This is a genomic window from uncultured Nocardioides sp., from assembly GCF_947488025.1.
Classification (GTDB): Bacteria; Actinomycetota; Actinomycetes; order Propionibacteriales; family Nocardioidaceae; genus Nocardioides.
In genome coordinates this window covers 515,406-535,959 of sequence record NZ_CANKYS010000002.1, presented here as the reverse complement: position 1 = coordinate 535,959, position 20,554 = coordinate 515,406, and the positions used below count along the sequence as shown (strand labels likewise).

Below are 20,554 nucleotides of genomic sequence, written 5' to 3'. Positions count from 1 at the left end.
GCCGGCCGGTCAGGGCCGGACGCGGAGGATGCGGTCGTCGGCCGGAGTCGGCTCGCCGCGACCGTCGCGGTTGGAGGTCGTCAGCCAGAGCAGCCCGTCGGGCGCGGCGGCCACGGTGCGCAGCCGCCCGAAGTCCTCGGTGAAGAACGCCCGCGGCTTCGACGCCTCGCCGCCGGGGGAGACCGCGATGCGCCACAGGCGCTGTCCGCGCAGGCCCGCCATCCACAGGTGGCCGTCGGCGAAGGCGAGCCCGCTCGGGGAGGCCTGGTCGACCGGCCACACCAGCTGCGGGTCGACGTACGACGCGTCGCCACCGGCTCCCTCGACCCGCGGCCAGCCGTAGTTGCCGCCCTTCTCGACCAGGTTGAGCTCGTCCCACTCGGAGTCGCCGAACTCGGAGGCCCACAGGCGCCCCTCGTCGTCCCAGGCCAGGCCCTGCACGTTGCGGTGGCCGAGCGACCAGACCGGTGAGTCGGGGTCGGGGTTCCCGGGGGCGGGTCGGCCGTCGGTCGTGATCCGGAGGATCTTGCCGGCGAGGCTCTGGGGGTCCTGGGCCAGCTCGGGGTCACCGGTCTCGCCGGTCGTGACGTAGAGGTGGCCGTCGGGGCCGAAGGCGATGCGGCCGCCGTCGTGGATGAAGCCGGCGGGGATGCCGTCGAGGACGACCGTCGTCCGTTCCAGGCGCGTGCCGTCGAGCTGGGCCCGGACCACGCGGTTGTCGGTGCCGGTGGTCAGGTAGAGGTAGAGGGCCCGGTCGGTCGCGAAGTCGGGGGAGACGGCGACGCCCAGGAGGCCGGCCTCGCCCTGGGGGACGGCGCCGGGGACCGTGCCCAACGGGGTCACTGCGCCGTCCGTGCCGATGCTGAGGACGCGACCGGAGATGCGCTCGGTCACGACCGCCCGGCCGTCGGGGAGGAAGTCGACGCCCCACGGCACCTCGAGCCCTTCGACGAGGGTGTCGGCGACCTCGGGCAGGCCGCTGCCGCCGTCGGGGGAGCCGGGGGAGCTGGACGGCGTCTCGGTCCCGGCGTCGGCCTCGGGCTCGCTGGGGGTCGGCTGGCTCGGCAGGTCGGTGGGCTGGGTGACCTGCGGGATCGGTTCGGCATCGGTGCCCGAGCAGCCCGTGGCCGCGGCGCCGAGCGTGAGCACGAGCGCGCCGAGGGCGAGCCTGGATGTCCTGTCGCCCCCGGTCATGTGGCCAGTGTGCCGTGCGCCGCCGAATGGTCGTCGTCGTGATGGCCTGGCGGTTCACTGGGGTTCGCGCCCGAGCGGGTCGCGCCGATCGACGCGGCGACGACGCACGCGATGGCCAGCCACTGCACCGGCGACAGGTGCTCCTGGAGCACCACGATCGCGGCGAGTGCGGCGGCAGCCGGCTCCAGGCTCATCAGGATCCCGAAGACCGCCGGCCGCAGGCTCCGCAGCGCGACGAGCTCGCAGCTGTAGGGGATGACCGAGCTGAGCAGGCCCACGAGCGCGCCGATCAGCAGCACGCGGCCGTCCCACAGCGACGTACCGGCCGCCAGCAGTGCCGGCAGCGTCATCGCGGTCGCGGCCACGATGCTCGCGACCGCGAGCCCGTCGAACCCGGCCCACCGGCGCCCGGTGCTCGCGCTGAGCAGGATGTACGCCGCCCAGGCCGCGCCCGCGAGCAGGGCGTACGCCACGCCGACCGGGTCGAGTCCGGTGCGCTGGAAGCCGAGGAGGGCGACCCCGACGCCCGCCAGCAGCACCCACACGAGGTCGCGGGCGCGCCGCGAGCCGAGGACGGCCAGGGTCAGCGGTCCGATGAACTCGATGGTCACCGCGATGCCGAGCGGGATCCGGGAGAAGGACTGGTAGATCCCCCAGTTCATCGTGGCGAGGCTGGCGCCGAAGGCGAGCACGACCAGCCAGTCGCGTCGCGTACGGCCGGCGAGCCGGGGCCGCGCGACGAGCGCCAGCACCAACGCACTGGTCACCAGCCGCAACCACACCATCGCGGTGGGGGAGATCTCGCCGAACAGGCCCTTCGCGATCGCGGCGCCGAGCTGGACCGACAAGATGCCCACCAGGACCAGGCCCACGGGGCCGAGCAGGGTCTGGCTCGGTCGCTGGGTCACCGGGCAAGCCTATTCAGCCCGCTGCGCCCTCCTCGAGGCTGCCCTCCTCGAGGCTGTCCAGTGCCCGGCGGGCGTGGCGCCCCTCGGCGGCGAAGTAGTCGAGGCCCCAGTCGGCGACCAGGGAGGGGAACCGGAACGGGTCGCCCGGTCGGTCCGCGCCCCGGAGCGCCTCGCGGACCTCGGCGAGGTCGACGACGGCGCGCTCGAGCTCGTCGAGGTAGTCGAGCAGCATCCGCCGGGTCTGCCCGGGCTCGCTCGCGTGGCCGATGAGCAGCCGCAGGAGCACGGTGTGCTTGAGGACGGGGAAGCCCGCCGGTGTCCGGTCCATCCACTCCCGCAGCGCTTGCTGCCCGGCGTCGGTGATGGCGTACGTCGTCACCTCGCGACCACCGTCGGGACGGGCGTCGGCTCGCACCAGCCCGAGCCCGGTGAGCCGCCTCAGCTCGGTGTAGATCTGGCTCATCGCGGGGGAGACCCAGTAGAAGCGCAGCGTCACGTCGGCGCGCTGCTTGACCTCGTACCCCGTCAGCTCGTCGCCGAACGTGAGGAGGCCGAGGATCGCATAACCGGTCACCGGTACGTCTTGACTCATCGCCCTCCGAGAGTAGTGTTCCTAATCGGAATAGTCATGCTCCTCGGCGTCCAGGAGGCATTCGATGTCGCGCACCCTGCTCATGGTCGGCACCCGCAAGGGCCTGTGGCTCGGGACGTCCGACGAGGACCGGACGTCGTGGGACTGGACGGGGCCGCACTTCCCGATGGAGGAGGTCTACTCCGCCATGGTCGACACCCGCGGCGCGTCGCCGCGGCTGCTCGCCGGTGCCTCGTCGAGCTGGCTCGGCCCGCAGGTGTGGCGCTCCGACGACCTGGGTGCCACGTGGGACGAGACCCCCAACGGCGCGGCCCGCTTCCCGGAGGACACTGGCGCCACGCTGGCCCGGGTGTGGCAGCTGCAGCCCGGTCTCTCGGCCGACGGCGGCGACGGCGTGGTCTGGGCCGGCACCGAGCCCGGTGCGGTCTTCCGCTCGGAGGACCGGGGCGAGACCTTCTCGCTCGTCCGGGGGCTGTGGGACCACCCGCACCGCCCCGAGTGGAACGAGGGCTTCGGCGGCCAGGCCTTCCACACGATCCTCCCGCACCCCTCCGACCCCGCGCGTGTGCTCGCCGCGCTGTCCACCGGCGGCGTCTACGTCACCGAGGACGGCGGGTCTTCGTGGCGGGCCTCGAACACCGGGGTGAAGGCGGAGTTCTTCCCCGGCGAGCGCAACTACCCCGAGTTCGGGCAGTGCGTGCACAAGGTGGCGCGCGACTCCGCGGACCCCGACCGGCTCTACCTGCAGAACCACGGCGGCGTCTACCGCTCCGACGACGGCGGTGCCTCCTGGCAGGACATCGCCCCGGGTCTGCCGACCGAGTTCGGCTTCGCCATGGTGGCCCACCCCCACCGCGCGGACACGGCGTACAACTTCCCCATCACCGGGGCGGAGGCCCGTTGGCCCGTCGACGGCAGGGCGCGGGTCTACCGCACCACCGACGCCGGCTCGTCCTGGGAGCCGCTGGGTGAGGGGATCCTGCCCGACGGCTACTACACCGCCGTCATGCGCGACGCGCTGTGTGCCGACGACCACGACCAGCCCGGTCTCTACTTCGGTGGCCGCAACGGCGGGGTCTGGGCCTCGCCGGATGAGGGAACGTCGTGGCAGGAGATCCACAAGGACCTCCCCGACGTCCTCGTCGTCCGTGCCGCGCGGATCGCCTGACCGGATCGCGCCGGACTGAAGCCCCGCCATGGCCGACTTCTCGCTCTCGCGCAGCACCCACGTCCAGGCGCCCCCGGACCGCGTCCATGCGCTCCTCGACGACTTCCGTGAGTGGCAGAAGTGGTCGCCCTGGGAGGGCGTGGACCCCGACCTGGACCGTGAGTACTCCGGCCCCGACCACGGGGTCGGATCGACCTACCGCTGGGCCGGCAACAAGAAGGCCGGCGAGGGCGAGATGACCATCACCGGGTCCACCCCGACCTCGGTGGTCGTCGACCTGGTCTTCCTCAAGCCCTTCAAGGCCACCAACGTCACGCGCTTCGACCTCGTCCCGGCCGGCGAGGCGACCGACGTCACCTGGACGATGACCGGCACCCGCAGCGTGGTCATGTCCGCGGCAGGCAAGCTGTTCTTCGACAAGGCGATCGGCAAGGACTTCGACCGCGGCCTCGCTGCCCTCAAGCGCGAGGCCGAGCGCGCCCCCTGACCGCTGCGGACTCTTGCCGGTGAGTCTCTGAGGGACTCACGTCCTCGATCCGTCGCGCGCCCCGCCGCCGGCGAGCCTTGCCGGTGAGTCTCTCAGCGACTCGCCGGCAAGTGCGCGGCTCCGCGGCCGGGGTGCACGCCTTCGGCGGAACGGGGGGACGTTTGGGCCCGGAAGTGTCCACAGACGAACGAATCCAGGGGCACAAGGGGCGTCTGTGGACGAGGGCTGCCTCGATGTCGGCGCAGGGGTCTGTGCTGGAGGTACGAGGTGCCCGACCGCGGGTGCCGGGGCGGCAGACGAGGGGTGGACCCGATGGAAGACGTGGACGGGGCGGATGAAGGCGGCGAGGAGCTCGAGGTGGGGGAGATCGACCGCGCGTCCTGGGACTCGATGGCGAACTGGACGCAGGCCGAGAGGGACTACTGGTTCATGGGTCCGTTCGACGGCGGGCTGCCGGGCATGATCCGGCGCGTCAGAAGGATCCTGGACGTCTCGCAGCGGGGTCTTGCGGCGCTCCTCAAGGTGTCCCAGTCGGTGGTGGCGCGGTGGGAGACCGGGCGCACGAGCCCGCGAGCGTGCGTGGTGGAGCAGCTGTTGCGGATGGCCCGGCTGCGGGCGACGGTCCGCGACGAGAAGGGCGAGGAGGTGGGGCCGATGCGTGCCGATGGGGCCAGGACCCACGCCGGCAGCCGCTACCCCGCGCACGTCGACCTGCGGGCGACGGGGTGGTGGGTGCCGCGCCGCTTGCGGTCGATGACCTCGGTCGAGGCGTTCGCCTGGCGCGACCGGTCGAGACGGGTCGGCGACCCGGCCATCCGCTACAACGGCTCGCCCTTCTGGAAGGCGGTCGAGCGGGAGCTGCACGGCACCCCGGACGATCATCCTGCGGTGCACCAGCTCGCCGCCGAGGTGCGCCACCTCGACGAGCGTCGGGAGGAGCGATTCCGGCCGCGAGCCGCGTGAGACCGCCGCAGGATCGGGATGAGACACGACGCGGCGCCGCCACACGTGACCACTAACCTGCAGGCATGAGCCACGCAGCCGACGGACCCGACATCAAGCCTCGCAGCCGCGACGTCACCGACGGGCTCGAGAAGGCCGCGGCCCGGGGCATGCTCCGGGCGGTCGGCATGGGTGACGACGACTGGGAGAAGCCGCAGATCGGGGTCGCGTCGAGCTGGAACGAGATCACCCCCTGCAACCTGTCCCTCGACCGGCTCGCGAAGGCCGTGAAGAACGGCGTGCACGCTGGCGGCGGGTTCCCGCTGGAGTTCGGCACCATCTCCGTCTCCGACGGCATCTCGATGGGCCACGAGGGCATGCACTTCTCGCTCGTCAGCCGTGAGGTCATCGCCGACTCGGTCGAGACCGTGATGATGGCCGAGCGCCTCGACGGTTCCGTCCTGCTCGCCGGGTGCGACAAGTCGCTCCCCGGGATGCTGATGGCCGCAGCCCGCCTCGACCTGGCCAGCGTCTTCCTCTACGCCGGGACGATCATGCCGGGTCAGGTCGACGGCAAGGACGTGACGATCATCGACGCCTTCGAGGCCGTCGGCGCCTGTCTCGCCGGCAAGATCAGTCGCGAGAAGGTCGACGAGATCGAGCGTGCCATCTGCCCGGGCGAGGGCGCGTGCGGAGGGGCGTACACCGCCAACACGATGGCCAGCGTCGCCGAGGCCCTCGGCATGTCGCTGCCAGGCAGCTCGAGCCCGCCCGCGGTCGACCGGCGCCGCGACGGCTTCGCGCACAAGTCCGGCGAGGCGGTGGTCAACATGCTCCGCCAGGGCATCACCGCGCGCCAGATCATGACCCGCCCCGCCTTCGAGAACGCGATCGCGATGGCGATGGCCCTCGGCGGCTCGACCAACGCGGTCCTCCACCTGCTGGCCATCGCGCGCGAGGCCGAGGTCGACCTGACCCTGGACGACTTCACCCGCATCGGCCGCACGGTCCCGCACCTGGCGGACATGAAGCCGTTCGGGCGTTTCGTGTGGACCGACTTCGACCGCGTCGGCGGGATCCCGGTCCTGCTGCGAGCCCTGCTCGACGCCGGCCACCTGCACGGCGACGTGCTGACCTGCACCGGCAAGACGATGGCGGAGAACCTCGCCGACCTCGACCCCAAGCCGCTCGACGGCGAGATCCTGCGCCAGCTCGACCGGCCGATCCACGCCACCGGCGGGCTGACCATCCTCAAGGGGACGCTCGCGCCCGAGGGCGCTGTGGTGAAGAGCGCCGGCTTCGACGACTCCACCTTCACCGGCACCGCCCGCGTCTTCGACGGTGAGCGCAAGGCGCTCGACGCCCTGGCCGAGGGCGCCATCACCGCGGGCGACGTCGTCGTCATCCGCTACGAGGGCCCCAAGGGCGGTCCGGGGATGCGCGAGATGCTCGCCATCACCGGTGCCATCAAGGGCGCCGGCCTGGGCAAGGACGTCCTGCTGATCACCGACGGCCGCTTCTCCGGAGGCACCACCGGTCTCTGCGTGGGCCACATCGCCCCGGAGGCGAGCGACGGCGGCCCCATCGCGTTTCTCCGCGACGGTGACCAGATCACCCTCGACGTGGCCAACATGACGCTCGACGTGCACGTCGACGAGGCCGAGCTGGCCGCCCGGGCGGAGGGCTGGGAGCCGCTCCCGCCGAAGTACACCCGCGGCGTGCTCGGCAAGTACCGCAAGGTCGTGCAGAGCGCCGCCCACGGAGCGGTTTGCTACTGACGCGGGGAGGGGCGGCGGGGCGTCGACGGATAGGTTGCGGAGCGTGAGCACCGCAACAGACCTCGACGCCGCCGACCCGCTCGCCCGATTCCGCGACCGCTTCGTCGGCGCCGCCAGTGACCTCGTCTACTTCGACGGCAACTCCCTCGGACGACCCGTGGCGGCGACGGCGGACCGGCTGGGCGCCTTCGTCCAGCAGGAGTGGGGCGGACGACTGATCCGCGGCTGGGACGAGCAGTGGATGGACCTGCCGACGACCCTGGGTGACGACCTGGCCCGCGTGTGCCTCGGGGCGGCCGCCGGCCAGACGGCGATCGGCGACTCGACCACGGTGTGGCTCTACAAGCTGATGCGCGCCGCAGTGGACCACGCCGTACGCACCGATCCGGACCGCACCGAGATCGTCATCGACACCGACAACTTCCCCACCGACCGCTACGTCGCCGAGGGCATCGCCGCCGAGCGTGGGCTGACGCTGCGCTGGATCGAGGTCGACACCTCCGAGGGCGTCACCGCCGACCAGCTCCGCGAGGCGGTCGGCGAGCGCACCGCCCTCGTCGTGCTCAACCACGTCGCGTACCGCTCGGCCTGGCTGGCCGACGCCCCGGAGCTCACCCGGATCTGCCACGACGCGGGTGCGCTGGTCCTCTGGGACCTGTGCCACTCCGCCGGCTCCGTGCCCGTCGCCCTCGACGAGTGGGACGCCGACCTGGCCGTCGGCTGCACCTACAAGTACCTCAATGGCGGTCCCGGCTCCCCGGCGTTCGGCTACGTCAACCCCCGCCTCCAGGAACAGCTGACCCAGCCGATCCAGGGGTGGATGGGGCACGCCGACCCGTTCCTGATGGGCCCGGGCTACACACCCGCGCCGGGCATGCGCAGGTTCATCTCCGGGACGCCTCCGATCCTGGGCATGGTCGCCATGCAGGACATGCTCGCGCTGGTCGAGGAGGCCGGCATCGAGGCGATCCGCGCCAAGTCCGTCGCCCTCACGTCGTACGCCGTCGAGCTCGCCGACGCGACGCTGCCCGAGGTGACGCTCGCCTCGCCGCGCGACCCGGCCCGGCGTGGCGGCCACGTGACGCTGCACCACGACCGGATGCGCGAGGTCACCGCGCTGCTCTGGGAGCGCGACGTGATCCCCGACTACCGCGACCCCGGCGGCCTGCGGATCGGCCTGTCCCCGCTGTCGACGTCCTTCGACGAGGTCGAGCGCGGCCTGGCCGCCGTCGCGGAGGCGCTGCGATGACCGGGCCGGTGGGCGTACGGCTCTCGGCGACCCGGACCCGGTCGACCAACGACCACGGCCAGCCCCTGGGCCGCCCCGTCGAGTGGACGGGGGCGGCGGCGCCTGCTAGTGACACGGTCCTGGAGGGGAAGGGAGTCCGGCTCGAGCCGATCGGACCGCAGCACGTCGACGACCTGTTCGCCGCCCTGTGCCGCGAGGCCGACGATCCGCTGTGGACCTACTTCGTCTGGGATCGACCGCGGACGCGCGAAGAGCTGGCCGCGATCGTCGAGGACATGGTCGACGCGCCGGACGTCGTCTCCTTCGCGATCGTGCCCGTCGAGACGGAGCGAGCAGCAGGGTTCTGCTCGCTGATGCGCATCGATCCCGCGATGGGCTCCATCGAGGTCGGCGGCATCGCCTTCGGCCGCCAGCTCCAGCGCAGCCGCGCCGCGACCGAGGCGATGGCGCTGCTCATGCGGCACGCCTTCGACGACCTCGGGTACCGCCGCTACGAGTGGAAGTGCGACAGCCTCAACGGTCCGTCGCGCCGCGCCGCCATCCGGCTCGGCTTCATCTGGGAGGGCCGCTTCCGCAACGCGGTCGTCTACAAGGGCCGCAACCGCGACACCGACTGGTTCTCGATCACCGACCGGGAGTGGCCGCGCGTGCGCGCGGCTCTCGACGCGTGGCTCGACGACGACAACTTCGACGACATGGGACGCCAGCGGGCCCGCCTGGCCGCGCGCCCGCCGGAGCAGCAGCCCGACCAGCAGCCCGACCAGAAGGAGCAGTGACATGGACCAGCGCGTCAGCTTCATCACCCTCGTCGTGACCGACCTCGCGGCGTCACGCCGGTTCTACGTCGAGGGCCTCGGGTGGGAGGCCGAGGTCGACGTGCCGGACGAGGTCCTCATGTTCCGGGTGGCGGACAAGGTGGTGCTGAGCCTCTGGGACGAGCGCGGCTTCAGCGCGGAGGTCGGGCACCGGCCCGCACGCGGCGGCGTACCCCCGGTCACGCTGTCGCACAACCTCGCCACCACGCAGGGCGTCGACACCGTCCTCGAGCAGGCCCGCGCCGCCGGGGCGTCGCAGGTCGGCGAGGCGAGCGAGCGCGACTGGGGCGGCTACTCGGGCTACTTCGCCGATCCCGACGGCTTCCGCTGGGAAGTGGCCCACAACCCGGGTGAGATCGGGCAGTCTGTGCTGCCGTGAGCACTGTCAGCACCGGTAGCGCCGACCACGTCGTCCCCGGGTGGGACGACTACTTCCTCGGCATCGCCGACGCCGTCGCCGCCCGGGCCAAGTGCACCCGCCGACGGGTGGGTGCGGTCCTCACGATCGAGCACCGGATCATCGCCACGGGCTACAACGGGGCCGCACCGGGTGAGGACGACTGCCTGGCCGGGGCCTGCCCTCGCGGCCAGCTCGGGTACGACGACGTACCCGGTCTCGGCGACTACGACCGGCCCGGCACCCCGGGCTTCTGCATCGCCATCCACGCCGAGGTCAACGCGCTGCTCTTCGCCACGCGCGACACCAAGGGAGCCACCGCGTACATCACCGACCCGCCCTGCCCGGGCTGCCGCAAGGCGCTCGCCGCGGCGGGCGTCGTACGTGCCGTGTGGCCCGGTGGCGAGCACGACCGCGCGGGCCTCACCGCCTGGGAGTGACCCAGACCAGCTCGCCCGACTCCCACATCGCCAGCGCGACCGGCACCAGGCTCGTCATCGCCTCGGACGGGGTGAGCCCGGCGAGGTCGTCGGTGTGCGCCGCACCGTAGGCCTGCCCGGCTGCGTTGTTGTGCGCGTCGGCGCGGGAGTCACTCCTGTTCGGGGTGCCGGCCTCCTGGGCGGCAGCGATCGCCCGGGCGGCGTCCGCCCCGAACCGCGCGGTGAGCGTCGCCTGCCACATGAAGTGACGCATCGCGTTGGTGCGCCCGGGGACGCCGCGCCCGTGGGTCGCGGCGGCCTGAAGGGCAGCCTGCGAGATGCGCAGCACCTCGAACGCGCCCGACGGCCCGAGGCCGGCGCGGGTCGCGGCGGCGTACAACCGCGGCACCCCGGTGCCCGCGTGGATGGCCTGCTGCACGACGTCGCCGAAACCCATGGACACAGACTGTCAGAATCGGTGCATGGCCCCGCCGATCCGCTTCCCCCGCCCCCTCCGACCGGGTGACCGCGTCGCGGTGACCGCACCGTCCGCCGGCGTCGAGGGTCCGTCGGCGGCCCGCATCGACTTCTGCCTGGACTGGCTGCGCGGTCGCGGGTACGACGTCGTGGTGGGGGAGTGCCTCCACGGCGGCGGCCTCACGTCCGCCCCCGCGGGGCAGCGGGCCGCCGAGCTGACCCGCATGCTCGCCGACCCGGAGATCCACTGCGTCGTCCCGCCCTGGGGTGGCGAGACCGCCATCGACATGGTCGACCTGCTCGACTGGGACGCGCTCGCCGACGCCGAGCCGACGTGGCTCGTGGGCTACTCCGACCTCTCGACCCTCCTGGTGCCGATCACCACCCGCCTCGGCTGGGCCACGCTCCACGGCGACAACCTCGCGGACACGCCGTACGCCGTCCCCGACGGGCTGCTGCACTGGCTCGACCTGGCAGGCGGACCCGGCCCGTTCGTCCAGCGCGACTCCGGCCTGGTCGCCGAGTGGGTCCGCTTCGAGCACGACCCCCGCGCCACCGAGTGGGGCCACGTCGGGGAGGGCCGCTGGGAGGTGCAGGGCGGCGGGAGCCTCGACGTCAGCGGGCGCCTCGTCGGTGGCTGCACCGAGACGGTGGCCAACCTCGCCGGCACGCCGTACGGCGACGTGCGCGCGTGGGCCGAGGCACTCGGCGAGCCCACGATCGTCTACCTCGAAGTGTGCGAGGAGCACGCCGTCAGCAACTGCCGCTACCTCCACTCCCTGCGGCTGGCCGGGTGGTTCGACCGGGCGGCTGCCGTGCTCATCGGCCGGACCAGGGCGCCCGACCACCCGGACCTCACCCAGCGCGAGGCGGTGCTCGACGCCCTCGGGCGGCTCGACGTGCCGATCGTGTGGGACCTGGAGATCGGCCACGTGCCACCGCACCTGCCGCTGGTCAACGGGGCGCACGCCCGGGTCGTCGTCGACGGCGACACCCGCGAGATCACGCAGACGCTGGCCTGACCCACCTCGACGACCACGGGGGTGGTCGCTGTCGGTGCCCCGTGGCAGGGTCGGGCCATGAGCGATGCGACGACGGACCCCCAGGCGCGACTCACCCACGACCAGGTCCTCGAGGCGGGCCTCGACGACTGGCGCAAGGTCCTCGACCGGCTCAAGGTGCGCTTCCGCACCGGCGACTTCGCGACCGGCGTCGCGCTGGTGGACCGGATCGGTGCCGCTGCCGACGAGGCCGACCACCACCCCGACGTGTCGCTGACCTATCCCGAGGTCATCGTCACCCTCAGCAGCCACGACGTCGGCGGCATCACCAGCCGCGACATCGACCTGGCCCGCCGCATCAGCGGCTTCGCGGCCGACCTGGGGGCCGAGGCCGACACCTCCGGACTGACCGAGCTCGAGCCCGGTCTCGACACCGGCGCGGGCGAGCGGCTCGGCCCGTTCTACGCAGCGCTCCTCGGCGGCGAGGCCGGGCCGGGCGGCCTCAGGGACCCCAGCGGGCAGGTGCCCGGCGTGTGGTTCCAGGAGCCAGGTGACGAGGGGTCGGAGCTGCCTCCCCAAGAGCCGGAGCAGCGCTGGCACCTCGACGTCTGGGTGCCGCACGACGAGGGGGAGCGGCGGCTCGCGGCCGTGCTCGCGGCCGGCGGGCGGCTGGTGAGCGACGCCGAGGCCCCGTCGTACTGGGTCGTGGAGGACGCCGACGGCAACCGCTCCTGCATCTGCACGCCGCTCGACCGCGGCTGACGCCACGCTCGCGGTGCCACATCGCGAGACCCGCGTTCCAGATACTGGGACGCCTGTCACACTTGCTTGACGCCGGACCACCCCGGCGACGACGGTTGTCGCATGCGCACCGAGATTCTTGTACGCACGCGACGCGTGAGCTGAGGCCGACCGGCCAACGCACGCGCGTCACCCCTCGTCGCCCACCGGGCCGAGGGGTTTTTTCATGGGCTCATCGCTGGACACCGCAGACGCAGGAGAGAAGGACATGACGGAGCAGGGCGCACACGGAAGCGGGTCGGTCACGGGCGCACAGAGCCTGGTGACGTCCCTCGAGGCGGCCGGTGTCACCGACATCTTCGGCATCCCCGGCGGCGCGATCCTCCCGGCCTACGACCCGCTGATGGACTCGACCCGGATCCGGCACATCCTGGTCCGCCACGAGCAGGGAGCGGGCCACGCCGCCCAGGGCTACGCCGCCGCGACCGGCCGGGTGGGCGTGTGCATGGCAACCTCCGGCCCGGGCGCGACCAACCTGGTCACGCCGCTCGCGGACGCCCACATGGACTCGGTGCCGATGGTGGCCGTGACCGGGCAGGTGGGTGCCGCGATGATCGGCACCGACGCCTTCCAGGAGGCCGACATCCGCGGCATCACGATGCCGATCACCAAGCACAACTTCCTGGTGACCGACCCGGCCGACATCCCGCACACGATCGCCGAGGCCTTCCACATCGCCTCGACCGGCCGTCCGGGACCGGTGCTCGTCGACGTGGCCAAGTCGGCCCTGCAGGCGCAGACGACGTTCGCCTGGCCCGACGAGCTGCACCTGCCCGGCTACCGTCCCGTGACGACGCCGCACGCCAAGCAGATCAAGGAGGCCGTGCGCCTGGTCCGCGAGGCCCGGCGTCCCGTGCTCTACGTCGGCGGCGGTGTCATCCGCGCCGGCGCGTCGCGCGAGCTGGCGCAGCTGGCTGCGCTGACGGGCATCCCGGTCGTCACGACGCTGATGGCGCGCGGTGCGTTCCCCGACAGCCACCCGCAGCACCTCGGCATGCCGGGCATGCACGGCACGGTCGCGGCTGTCGCCGGCCTGCAGAAGAGCGACCTGATCATCAGCCTCGGCGCGCGCTTCGACGACCGCGTGACCGGGAACCTCGACTCGTTCGCACCGAACGCGCTCGTCATCCACGCGGACATCGATCCCGCCGAGATCGGCAAGAACCGTCACGCCGACGTGCCGATCGTGGGCGACTGCAGGGAGGTCATCGCCCAGCTGGTCGCGCTGCTGCAGGCCGAGGGCGCCGACGGCGACTACGAGGCGTGGGTGGCCTTCCTCGCCGGGCTGAAGACGCGCTACCCGCTCGGCTACGACACCCCGGCCGACGGCTCGCTCGCCCCGCAGTACGTCATCGAGCGGCTCGGCGCGATCGCCGGCCCCGAGGCGATCTACGCCTCCGGCGTCGGCCAGCACCAGATGTGGGCGGCCCACTACGTCGGCTACGAGAACCCCAACACGTGGATCAACTCCGGCGGCCTCGGCACGATGGGCTTCTCGGTGCCGGCAGCGATGGGCGCCAAGGTCGGCATGCCCGACACCACGGTCTGGGCGATCGACGGCGACGGCTGCTTCCAGATGACCAACCAGGAGCTCGCGACCTGCGCGATCAACGACATCCCGATCAAGGTCGCGATCATCAACAACGAGTCGCTCGGCATGGTGCGGCAGTGGCAGACGCTCTTCTACAACGAGCGCTACTCCAACACCGACCTGCACTCCAAGCGCATCCCCGACTTCGTCAAGCTCGCCGAGGCCTACGGCTGCGTCGGCCTGGCCTGCGAGTCGCCCGAGGACGTGGACGCGACCATCGAGAAGGCCATGGCGATCGACGACCAGCCCGTCGTGGTCGACTTCCGCGTGCACCGCGACGCGATGGTGTGGCCGATGGTGGCCGCCGGCACCAGCAACGACGAGATCAAGTACGCGCGCGACCTGGCGCCCCAGTTCGACGAGGACGACATCTGATGACGAGCCCCAGCAACAAGCACACCCTGAGCGTGCTGGTCGAGAACAAGCCCGGCGTCCTGGCCCGCATCGCGAGCCTGTTCTCCCGCCGCGGCTACAACATCGACAGCCTCGCCGTCGGCCCGACCGAGCACCCCGAGATCTCGCGGATGACCATCGTGGTCAACGTCGACGAGTCCCCGCTCGAGCAGGTCACCAAGCAGCTCAACAAGCTCGTCGAGGTCATCAAGATCGTCGAGCTCGACGGCGCCGGGTCGGTCAACCGCGAGCTGCTCCTCGTCAAGGTCCGCGCCGACGCCACCACCCGTGGCGCCGTCCTCGACGCCGTCCAGCTCTTCCGGGCCAAGGTCGTCGACGTCGCACCCGACGCGGTGACCGTGCAGGCCGTCGGCAACGCCGACAAGCTCGCCGACCTGCTGCGCGTGCTCGAGCCCTTCGGCATCCGCGAGCTCGTGCAGTCCGGCATGGTCGCCATCGGTCGCGGATCGCGCTCGATCAGCGAGCGCACCCACCGGCCTGTCGCCGTACCCGCCCCTGTTTCCGCCATCGCCAACTGACCACCCGAACAGACCCAGAGACACAACCCGAAGGAGAGCCCCCAGTGGCTGAGATGTTCTACGACGACGACGCCGACCTGAGCCTGATCCAGGGCAAGAACGTCGCGGTGATCGGCTACGGCAGCCAGGGCCACGCCCACGCGCTGTCCCTGCGCGACTCCGGCGTCGACGTCCGGATCGGGCTGCAGCCCGGGTCGAAGAGCCGCGACAAGGCCGAGGCCGAGGGCCTGCGCGTCCTCACCCCGCGCGAGGCAGCGGAGGAGTCCGACCTGATCGTGATCCTCGCCCCCGACCAGCACCAGCGGAAGCTCTACGCCGAGGAGATCGAGCCCGCGCTGACCCCGGGCGACACCCTCGTCTTCGGCCACGGCTTCAACATCCGCTTCGGCTACATCACCCCGCCCGAGGGTGTCGACGTCTTCATGGTCGCTCCCAAGGGTCCGGGCCACCTCGTGCGCCGGGAGTACGTCGACGGCCGCGGCGTGCCCGTGCTGGTCGCGGTGGAGAAGGACGAGTCCGGCAAGGCCTGGGACCTCGCCCTGTCCTACGCCAAGGCGATCGGCGGTCTCCGTGCCGGCGGCATCAAGACCACCTTCACCGAGGAGACCGAGACCGACCTGTTCGGCGAGCAGGCCGTGCTCTGCGGCGGAGCGTCGCAGCTGGTGATGTACGGCTTCGAGGTGCTGACCGAGGCCGGCTACCAGCCCGAGGTGGCCTACTTCGAGTGCCTCCACGAGCTCAAGCTCATCGTCGACCTGATGTACGAGGGCGGCATCGCCAAGCAGCGCTGGTCGGTCTCCGACACCGCCGAGTTCGGCGACTACGTCTCCGGCCCGCGCGTGATCACGCCGGACGTGAAGAAGAACATGGAGGACGTGCTCGCCGACATCAAGAACGGCGCGTTCGCCGAGCGCTTCATCAACGACATGGACAACGGCTCGCCGGAGTTCACCGAGTTCCGCAAGAAGGCCGAGAGCCACCCGATCGAGCAGACCGGTCGTGAGCTCCGCAAGCTCATGGCCTGGGTGAAGTCGCACGACTCCGACTACGTCGAGGGCAGCTCCGCCCGCTGAGCCGTCGCCTGTCACGAGACCCGGCCACCGGGTCTCGTGACAGGCGCCAGAGCGCCTTCCTCGACCACCGGCCGGTCGTGCGACGATGCGGACATGAGTGACACAGCGACCACCGGGTCGGGGCTGGAGCAGACCCGTCGGCTCGGCGTCGAGACGACCGGCATCGAGATCATCGAGGAGTCGCAGCGCACGGCGCGCCCGCGCGACCTGTTCTGGCCGTGGTTCGCGGCCAACGTGTCGGTCTTCGGTATCAGCTACGGCTCGTTCGTCCTGGGCTTCGGCATCTCCTTCGTCCAGGCCCTGGTCGTCACGGTCGTCGGCATCGTCGTGTCGTTCGCGCTGTGCGGGATCATCGCGATCGCCGGCAAGCGCGGCTCGGCGCCGACGATGGTGCTGAGCCGGGCGGCCTTCGGCGTGAACGGGCAGAAGGTGCCCGGTGTCGTGTCGTGGCTCGTCTCGATCGGCTGGGAGACGTTCCTGGCGATCCTCGCCGTGCTCGCGACGGCAACGATCTTCGACCAGCTCGGCTGGTCGGGCGGCACCACGACGCAGGTGGTGGCCACCATCGTCGTCGCGCTGCTCATCGTCTCGGCGAGCGTCGCCGGCTACCACGTCATCATGCGGATGCAGTCGGTGCTGACCTGGATCACCGGCATCGCCACCATCATCTACGTGGCCCTCACCCTCGACGAGATCGACTGGTCGGCGGTCAGCGCCATCCCCGACGGCAGCGTGCAGCAGATGGTCGGCGCGCTCGTCATGGTCATGACCGGCTTCGGCCTGGGCTGGATCAACATCGCCGCCGACTGGTCGCGCTACCAGCACCGCGACGCCCCGGGCGCCGCCATCGTCGCCTGGAACACCTTCGGCGGGGCGGTCGCCCCGGTGCTGCTGGTCGTCTTCGGCCTCCTGCTCGCGGGCTCGTCCGACGACCTGTCCGCCGGCATCGTCGCCGACCCGATCGGCACGCTCGGCACCTTGCTCCCGACGTGGTTCCTCGTGCCGTTCCTGCTCGCCGCGATCCTCGCGCTCGTCAGCGGCGCGGTGCTCGGCATCTACTCCTCGGGCCTGACGCTGCTCTCGCTGGGCGTACGGATCCCGCGGCCCGCTGCGGCGTTCGTCGACGGCCTCATCCTCACCCTCGGCACGATCTGGGTGGTCTTCTTCGCCGAGGACTTCCTCGGACCGTTCCAGAGCTTCCTGATCACCCTCGGCGTCCCGCTCGCCGCGTGGGCGGGGATCATGATCGCTGACATCGCGCTGCGCAAGCGTGACTACGACGAGGTCGCCCTGTTCGACCCGGCCGGTCGCTACGGGTCCTTCGACGTCACCTCGATCGCGACGATGGTCGGTGCGTCGGTCGTCGGCTGGGGACTGGTCGTCAACAACTTCGCCACCGACGCCGCCTGGAACAACTGGCAGGGCTTCCTGATCGAGCCGCTGGGCCTCGGCACCTACGTCGACGACCCGGCCGGTCCGTACTGGGAGGGACCGTGGGCCTACGCCAACCTCGGCGTGCTGCTCGCCCTTGTCCTCGGCTTCGGCGTCACCTTCGTCGCCCGGCGCGCCACGGTGCGCCGCCAGGAGTCCTGAGCCCGGGACCAGCCGGAACACCGGCCGGGAACACCGGGGCCGCGGCGCGCGTTGGGGCCGGGCGTGAAGATCGAGATCTGGTCCGACGTCGTCTGCCCCTGGTGCTACATCGGCAAGCGGCGCATCGAGAACGCCCTGGCCACCTTCGAGCACGCCGACGAGGTGGAGGTGCACTGGCGCTCCTACCAGCTCGACCCGGGCGCGCCGACCGAGCCGACGGAGACCACGACGACGATGCTGGCGCGCAAGTACGGCCAGTCGCCCGACGGTGCCCAGCAGATGCAGGACCGGGTCGAGGCGGTCGCGGCCGAGGAGGGCCTGGTCTACCGGCTCTCGCAGACGCTGCACCTCAACACGGTGGACGCCCACCGCCTCATCCACCTCGCGCACGAGCAGGGTGGCGACGAGCTGCAGGGCCGGGTGAAGGAGGCGCTGCTCGCGGCGTACTTCACCGAGGCCCGCAACGTCGCCGACCACGGCGTGCTGCGCGACGTCGCGCTGGCGGCCGGGCTCGACGCGGCACGCGTCGAGGAGGTGCTCGGGTCCCGCGAGTTCGAGGACGCCGTCCACGCCGACGCCGCGCAGGCCCAGGCCTACGGCGCGAGCGGGGTGCCGTTCTTCGTCGTCGACGAGAAGTACGGCATCTCCGGCGCCCAGCCGACCGAGGTCTTCACGCAGGTGCTCGAGCGCGCGTGGTCGGAGTCCCGCCCCGCGATCGAGGTGCTCGCGACGGGCAGCGCAGGCGGGCAGGAGTGCGGCCCGGACGGCTGCGCCGTCTGAGGCCTACTGCGACCTGATCCCCCTCGCGGCCTTCTCGGCCGTCGTCCCGACGCGCGTGGCGCGGGTCTCCGGGCGCTTGGCCAGCACGATCCAGGTCAGGATGAGCTTCTGCGCCGATGCCGACCACGACTCCCAGTGCTCGCGCGAGCCCGGGTGGCGGTCGAACGCCTCCGCCAGGTCGTCCGGCACGACCAGGTCCTCGACCTGGTCCATGAGGGTCCACATGCCCGACTCCTGGGCGGCCGCGACGGCGGCGGCGCCGGCGGGCTCCAGGAGCCCCGCCTCCTCGAGACGGGCGACCCGGCCCTTGTTGATGCGGGTCCACATGCTGCCCGCGCGGCGTGGGGCGAACCACTGCATCGAGCGACCCTCGTCGACGGGCTTCACCGTCGAGTCGACCCAGCCGTAGCGCAACGCCTCCAGGACCGACTCCTCGTAGGAGAACGGGCGGTCGGCGGCCCTGCGCGGGGCCACCAGCCACACGCCCCGGGGCTGCTCGTGGTGCTCGCGCAGCCAGGCACTCCACTCCTCGCACGTCCCCGGTTCGAGCCGCTCCGCGTCGTCCATCGCGCCCATGGAGCGATCGTAGGAGTGCCCTCCGACAGTCGGGTCCTGAGCCGCTCCGGGGGCGGCCGCTGAGGGGTGGGACGGGTTCAGGCACCGACTGACCCGCGGGTAAGGTGGGCCGGGCACAGCGTCGTGCAGTCCCGGACACACCCTTGATACGCCACGAGGACCCCGCTGTGAACGCACCCGCACCCTCCACGCACGCTCGGCCGGTCGTGCTCATCGCCGAAGAGCTGAGCCCCGCCACGATCGAGGCGCTCGGCCCGGACTTCGAGATCCGCAGCTGCAACGGTGCCGACCGCGCCGAGCTCATCCCCGCGATCGCCGACGTCGACGCGATCCTGGTCCGCTCCGCGACGAAGGTCGACGCCGAGGCGCTCGCCGCGGCCCAGCGGCTGGAGGTCATCGCACGCGCAGGCGTCGGCCTCGACAACGTCGACGTGCGGGCTGCCACCCAGGCCGGCGTCATGGTCGTCAACGCGCCGACGTCCAACATCGTCAGCGCCGCCGAGCTCGCCGTCGCGCTGATGCTCGCGGCGGCCCGCCACATCAGCCCCGCCCACGCCGCCCTCCGCGGCGGCGAGTGGAAGCGGTCGAAGTACACCGGCATCGAGCTCTACGAGAAGACCGTCGGCATCGTCGGCCTCGGCCGCATCGGCGTCCTCGTCGCCCAGCGCCTCAGCGCCTTCGGCATGAAGGTCATCGCCTACGACCCCTACGTGCAGGCCGGTCGTGCCGCCCAGATGGGCGTACGCCTCGTCGACCTCGACACGCTCCTGGCGGAGTCCGACTTCATGAGCGTCCACCTCCCCAAGACGCCGGAGACGGTCGGCCTGATCGGCTCCGAGCAGCTCGCCCGGGCCAAGCGCAGCCTGGTCCTCGTCAACGCCGCCCGCGGCGGGATCGTGGACGAGGCCGCGCTCTTCGACGCCCTCAAGACCGGGCAGATCGCCGCCGCCGGGCTCGACGTCTTCGCGAGCGAGCCCTGCACCGACAGCCCGCTCTTCGAGCTCGAGAACGTCGTCGCCACGCCGCACCTCGGCGCCTCCACCGACGAGGCCCAGGAGAAGGCCGGCGTCGCCGTCGCCCGGTCGGTCCGGCTCGCCCTGAGCGGGGAGCTGGTGCCCGACGCCGTCAACGTGCAGGGCGGGGTCATCGCCGAGGACGTCCGCCCCGGCATCCCGCTCACCGAGAAGCTCGGTCGGGTCTTCACCGCCCTCGCCGGCGAGGTCGCCCAGCAGCTCGACGTGGAGGTGCGTGGCGAGATCACCGAGTACGACGTCAAGGTGCTCGAGCTGGCCGCGCTCAAGGGGGTCTTCGCCGACATCGTGGAGGAGCAGGTCTCCTACGTGAACGCCCCGCTCCTCGCCGCCGAGCGTGGCACCGAGGTACGCCTGGTGACCGAGGCCGAGAGCCCCGACCACCGCAACCTGATCACCCTCCGCGGCACGCTCGCCGACGGCACCCAGGTGTCGGTGAGCGGCACGCTCGTGGGCATCTCGCAGAAGGAGCGGCTCGTCGAGGTCAACGGCTTCGACGTCGACATCGAGCCGACCGACCACCTCGCGTTCTTCACCTACGTCGACCGGCCCGGCATGGTCGGCACGGTCGGGGGGATCCTCGGCGACGCCCAGGTCAACATCGCGGGCATGCAGGTCTCCCGCCAGGGCAAGGGTGGCGAGGCGCTCGTCGCGCTCAGCGTCGACTCCGCGATCCCGGCCGAGACGCTCGGCGAGATCGAGGCCGCCATCGACGCGGTCTCGGTGCGCGCCGCCGACCTGGTCTGAGCA

Annotated in this window: 21 protein-coding genes; 16 read left to right on the top strand and 5 right to left on the bottom strand. The window is 71.9% G+C overall.

Annotated elements, in window-relative coordinates:
- Positions 1 to 9 precede the first annotated feature (9 nt).
- From Q1B24_RS05970 to Q1B24_RS05960, 3 genes are read right to left on the bottom strand one after another with little or no spacing between them, the layout of a single operon-like run.
- Positions 10 to 1,194: a PQQ-dependent sugar dehydrogenase gene (locus Q1B24_RS05970; protein WP_299924693.1), complete on the bottom strand. Its 1,185-nt coding sequence runs from the start codon at positions 1,192 to 1,194 to the stop codon at positions 10 to 12.
- Complete coding sequence (locus Q1B24_RS05965; protein WP_299924690.1) at positions 1,191 to 2,102, bottom strand: EamA family transporter; 912 nt, start codon at positions 2,100 to 2,102, stop codon at positions 1,191 to 1,193. Before Q1B24_RS05965 ends, Q1B24_RS05970 begins: the two co-directional genes overlap by 4 nt.
- A gap of 13 nt (positions 2,103 to 2,115) precedes the next feature.
- Positions 2,116 to 2,694 (bottom strand): PadR family transcriptional regulator, encoded by a 579-nt coding sequence (locus Q1B24_RS05960; RefSeq protein ID WP_299924687.1) that lies wholly within the window; start codon positions 2,692 to 2,694, stop codon positions 2,116 to 2,118.
- A gap of 64 nt (positions 2,695 to 2,758) precedes the next feature.
- Between Q1B24_RS05960 and Q1B24_RS05955 the strand changes: the two genes are divergently transcribed.
- The 8 genes from Q1B24_RS05955 to Q1B24_RS05920 all read left to right on the top strand — a co-directional run bounded on the left by Q1B24_RS05955 (position 2,759) and on the right by Q1B24_RS05920 (position 9,970).
- A complete protein-coding gene (locus Q1B24_RS05955; protein WP_299924684.1) occupies positions 2,759 to 3,862 on the top strand; it encodes an exo-alpha-sialidase in 1,104 nt (367 codons plus the stop codon).
- 28 nt (positions 3,863 to 3,890) lie between these two features.
- Entirely contained in the window at positions 3,891 to 4,349 is a 459-nt protein-coding gene (locus Q1B24_RS05950; RefSeq protein ID WP_299924681.1) for an SRPBCC family protein, read from the top strand.
- A gap of 312 nt (positions 4,350 to 4,661) precedes the next feature.
- Entirely contained in the window at positions 4,662 to 5,312 is a 651-nt protein-coding gene (locus tag Q1B24_RS05945) for a helix-turn-helix transcriptional regulator (RefSeq protein WP_299924678.1), read from the top strand.
- Positions 5,313 to 5,377: 65 nt separating this feature from the next.
- Positions 5,378 to 7,069, top strand: coding sequence for a dihydroxy-acid dehydratase (gene ilvD, locus Q1B24_RS05940; RefSeq protein WP_299924675.1), 1,692 nt, complete (start codon positions 5,378 to 5,380; stop codon positions 7,067 to 7,069).
- 43 nt (positions 7,070 to 7,112) lie between these two features.
- On the top strand, positions 7,113 to 8,318 hold the full coding sequence (gene kynU / locus Q1B24_RS05935) for a kynureninase (protein ID WP_299924673.1): 1,206 nt from the start codon (positions 7,113 to 7,115) through the stop codon (positions 8,316 to 8,318).
- On the top strand, positions 8,315 to 9,094 hold the full coding sequence (locus Q1B24_RS05930) for a GNAT family protein (RefSeq protein WP_299924670.1): 780 nt from the start codon (positions 8,315 to 8,317) through the stop codon (positions 9,092 to 9,094). The genes kynU and Q1B24_RS05930 overlap by 4 nt, the downstream gene beginning before the upstream one ends.
- Position 9,095: 1 nt before the next feature.
- The gene (locus Q1B24_RS05925) at positions 9,096 to 9,512 is read left to right on the top strand and encodes a VOC family protein (RefSeq protein ID WP_299924667.1); all 417 of its coding nucleotides are present in this window, start codon (positions 9,096 to 9,098) and stop codon (positions 9,510 to 9,512) included.
- On the top strand, positions 9,509 to 9,970 hold the full coding sequence (locus tag Q1B24_RS05920) for a deaminase (RefSeq protein ID WP_299924664.1): 462 nt from the start codon (positions 9,509 to 9,511) through the stop codon (positions 9,968 to 9,970). Before Q1B24_RS05925 ends, Q1B24_RS05920 begins: the two co-directional genes overlap by 4 nt.
- On the opposite strand, the gene Q1B24_RS05915 is transcribed toward Q1B24_RS05920, so the two are convergent.
- Positions 9,954 to 10,406, bottom strand: coding sequence for a hypothetical protein (locus tag Q1B24_RS05915; protein WP_299924661.1), 453 nt, complete (start codon positions 10,404 to 10,406; stop codon positions 9,954 to 9,956). The two genes, Q1B24_RS05920 and Q1B24_RS05915, sit on opposite strands and share 17 nt — an antisense overlap.
- Positions 10,407 to 10,431: 25 nt before the next feature.
- On the opposite strand from Q1B24_RS05915, the gene Q1B24_RS05910 reads away from it, so the two are divergent.
- The 7 genes from Q1B24_RS05910 to Q1B24_RS05880 all read left to right on the top strand — a co-directional run bounded on the left by Q1B24_RS05910 (position 10,432) and on the right by Q1B24_RS05880 (position 18,197).
- Positions 10,432 to 11,448 carry a S66 peptidase family protein gene (locus Q1B24_RS05910; protein WP_299924658.1) on the top strand — a complete coding sequence of 339 codons (1,017 nt, stop codon included), beginning with the start codon at positions 10,432 to 10,434 and terminating at the stop codon, positions 11,446 to 11,448.
- A 57-nt stretch (positions 11,449 to 11,505) separates the two neighbouring features.
- Positions 11,506 to 12,189 (top strand): 4a-hydroxytetrahydrobiopterin dehydratase, encoded by a 684-nt coding sequence (locus tag Q1B24_RS05905; RefSeq protein ID WP_299924655.1) that lies wholly within the window; start codon positions 11,506 to 11,508, stop codon positions 12,187 to 12,189.
- A 247-nt stretch (positions 12,190 to 12,436) separates the two neighbouring features.
- On the top strand, positions 12,437 to 14,194 hold the full coding sequence (locus Q1B24_RS05900) for an acetolactate synthase large subunit (protein ID WP_299925121.1): 1,758 nt from the start codon (positions 12,437 to 12,439) through the stop codon (positions 14,192 to 14,194).
- Positions 14,194 to 14,751 (top strand): acetolactate synthase small subunit, encoded by a 558-nt coding sequence (gene ilvN, locus Q1B24_RS05895; RefSeq protein ID WP_299924652.1) that lies wholly within the window; start codon positions 14,194 to 14,196, stop codon positions 14,749 to 14,751. The genes Q1B24_RS05900 and ilvN overlap by 1 nt, the downstream gene beginning before the upstream one ends.
- Before the next feature lie 44 nt (positions 14,752 to 14,795).
- Entirely contained in the window at positions 14,796 to 15,824 is a 1,029-nt protein-coding gene (gene ilvC, locus Q1B24_RS05890) for a ketol-acid reductoisomerase (protein WP_299924649.1), read from the top strand.
- 93 nt (positions 15,825 to 15,917) lie between these two features.
- Entirely contained in the window at positions 15,918 to 17,417 is a 1,500-nt protein-coding gene (locus tag Q1B24_RS05885; protein ID WP_299924646.1) for a cytosine permease, read from the top strand.
- A 63-nt stretch (positions 17,418 to 17,480) separates the two neighbouring features.
- Complete coding sequence (locus Q1B24_RS05880; protein WP_299924643.1) at positions 17,481 to 18,197, top strand: DsbA family oxidoreductase; 717 nt, start codon at positions 17,481 to 17,483, stop codon at positions 18,195 to 18,197.
- Between the two features lie 3 nt (positions 18,198 to 18,200).
- Here the strand turns inward: Q1B24_RS05880 and Q1B24_RS05875 are convergent, their stop codons facing one another.
- Positions 18,201 to 18,773, bottom strand: coding sequence for a YdeI/OmpD-associated family protein (locus Q1B24_RS05875; RefSeq protein ID WP_299924640.1), 573 nt, complete (start codon positions 18,771 to 18,773; stop codon positions 18,201 to 18,203).
- A gap of 167 nt (positions 18,774 to 18,940) precedes the next feature.
- Here Q1B24_RS05875 and serA point away from each other — a divergent pair, with 167 nt between their 5' ends.
- Positions 18,941 to 20,551, top strand: a complete 1,611-nt coding sequence (serA, locus tag Q1B24_RS05870) for a phosphoglycerate dehydrogenase (protein ID WP_299924637.1) — start codon at positions 18,941 to 18,943, stop codon at positions 20,549 to 20,551.
- The last annotated feature ends 3 nt before the right edge of the window (positions 20,552 to 20,554 follow it).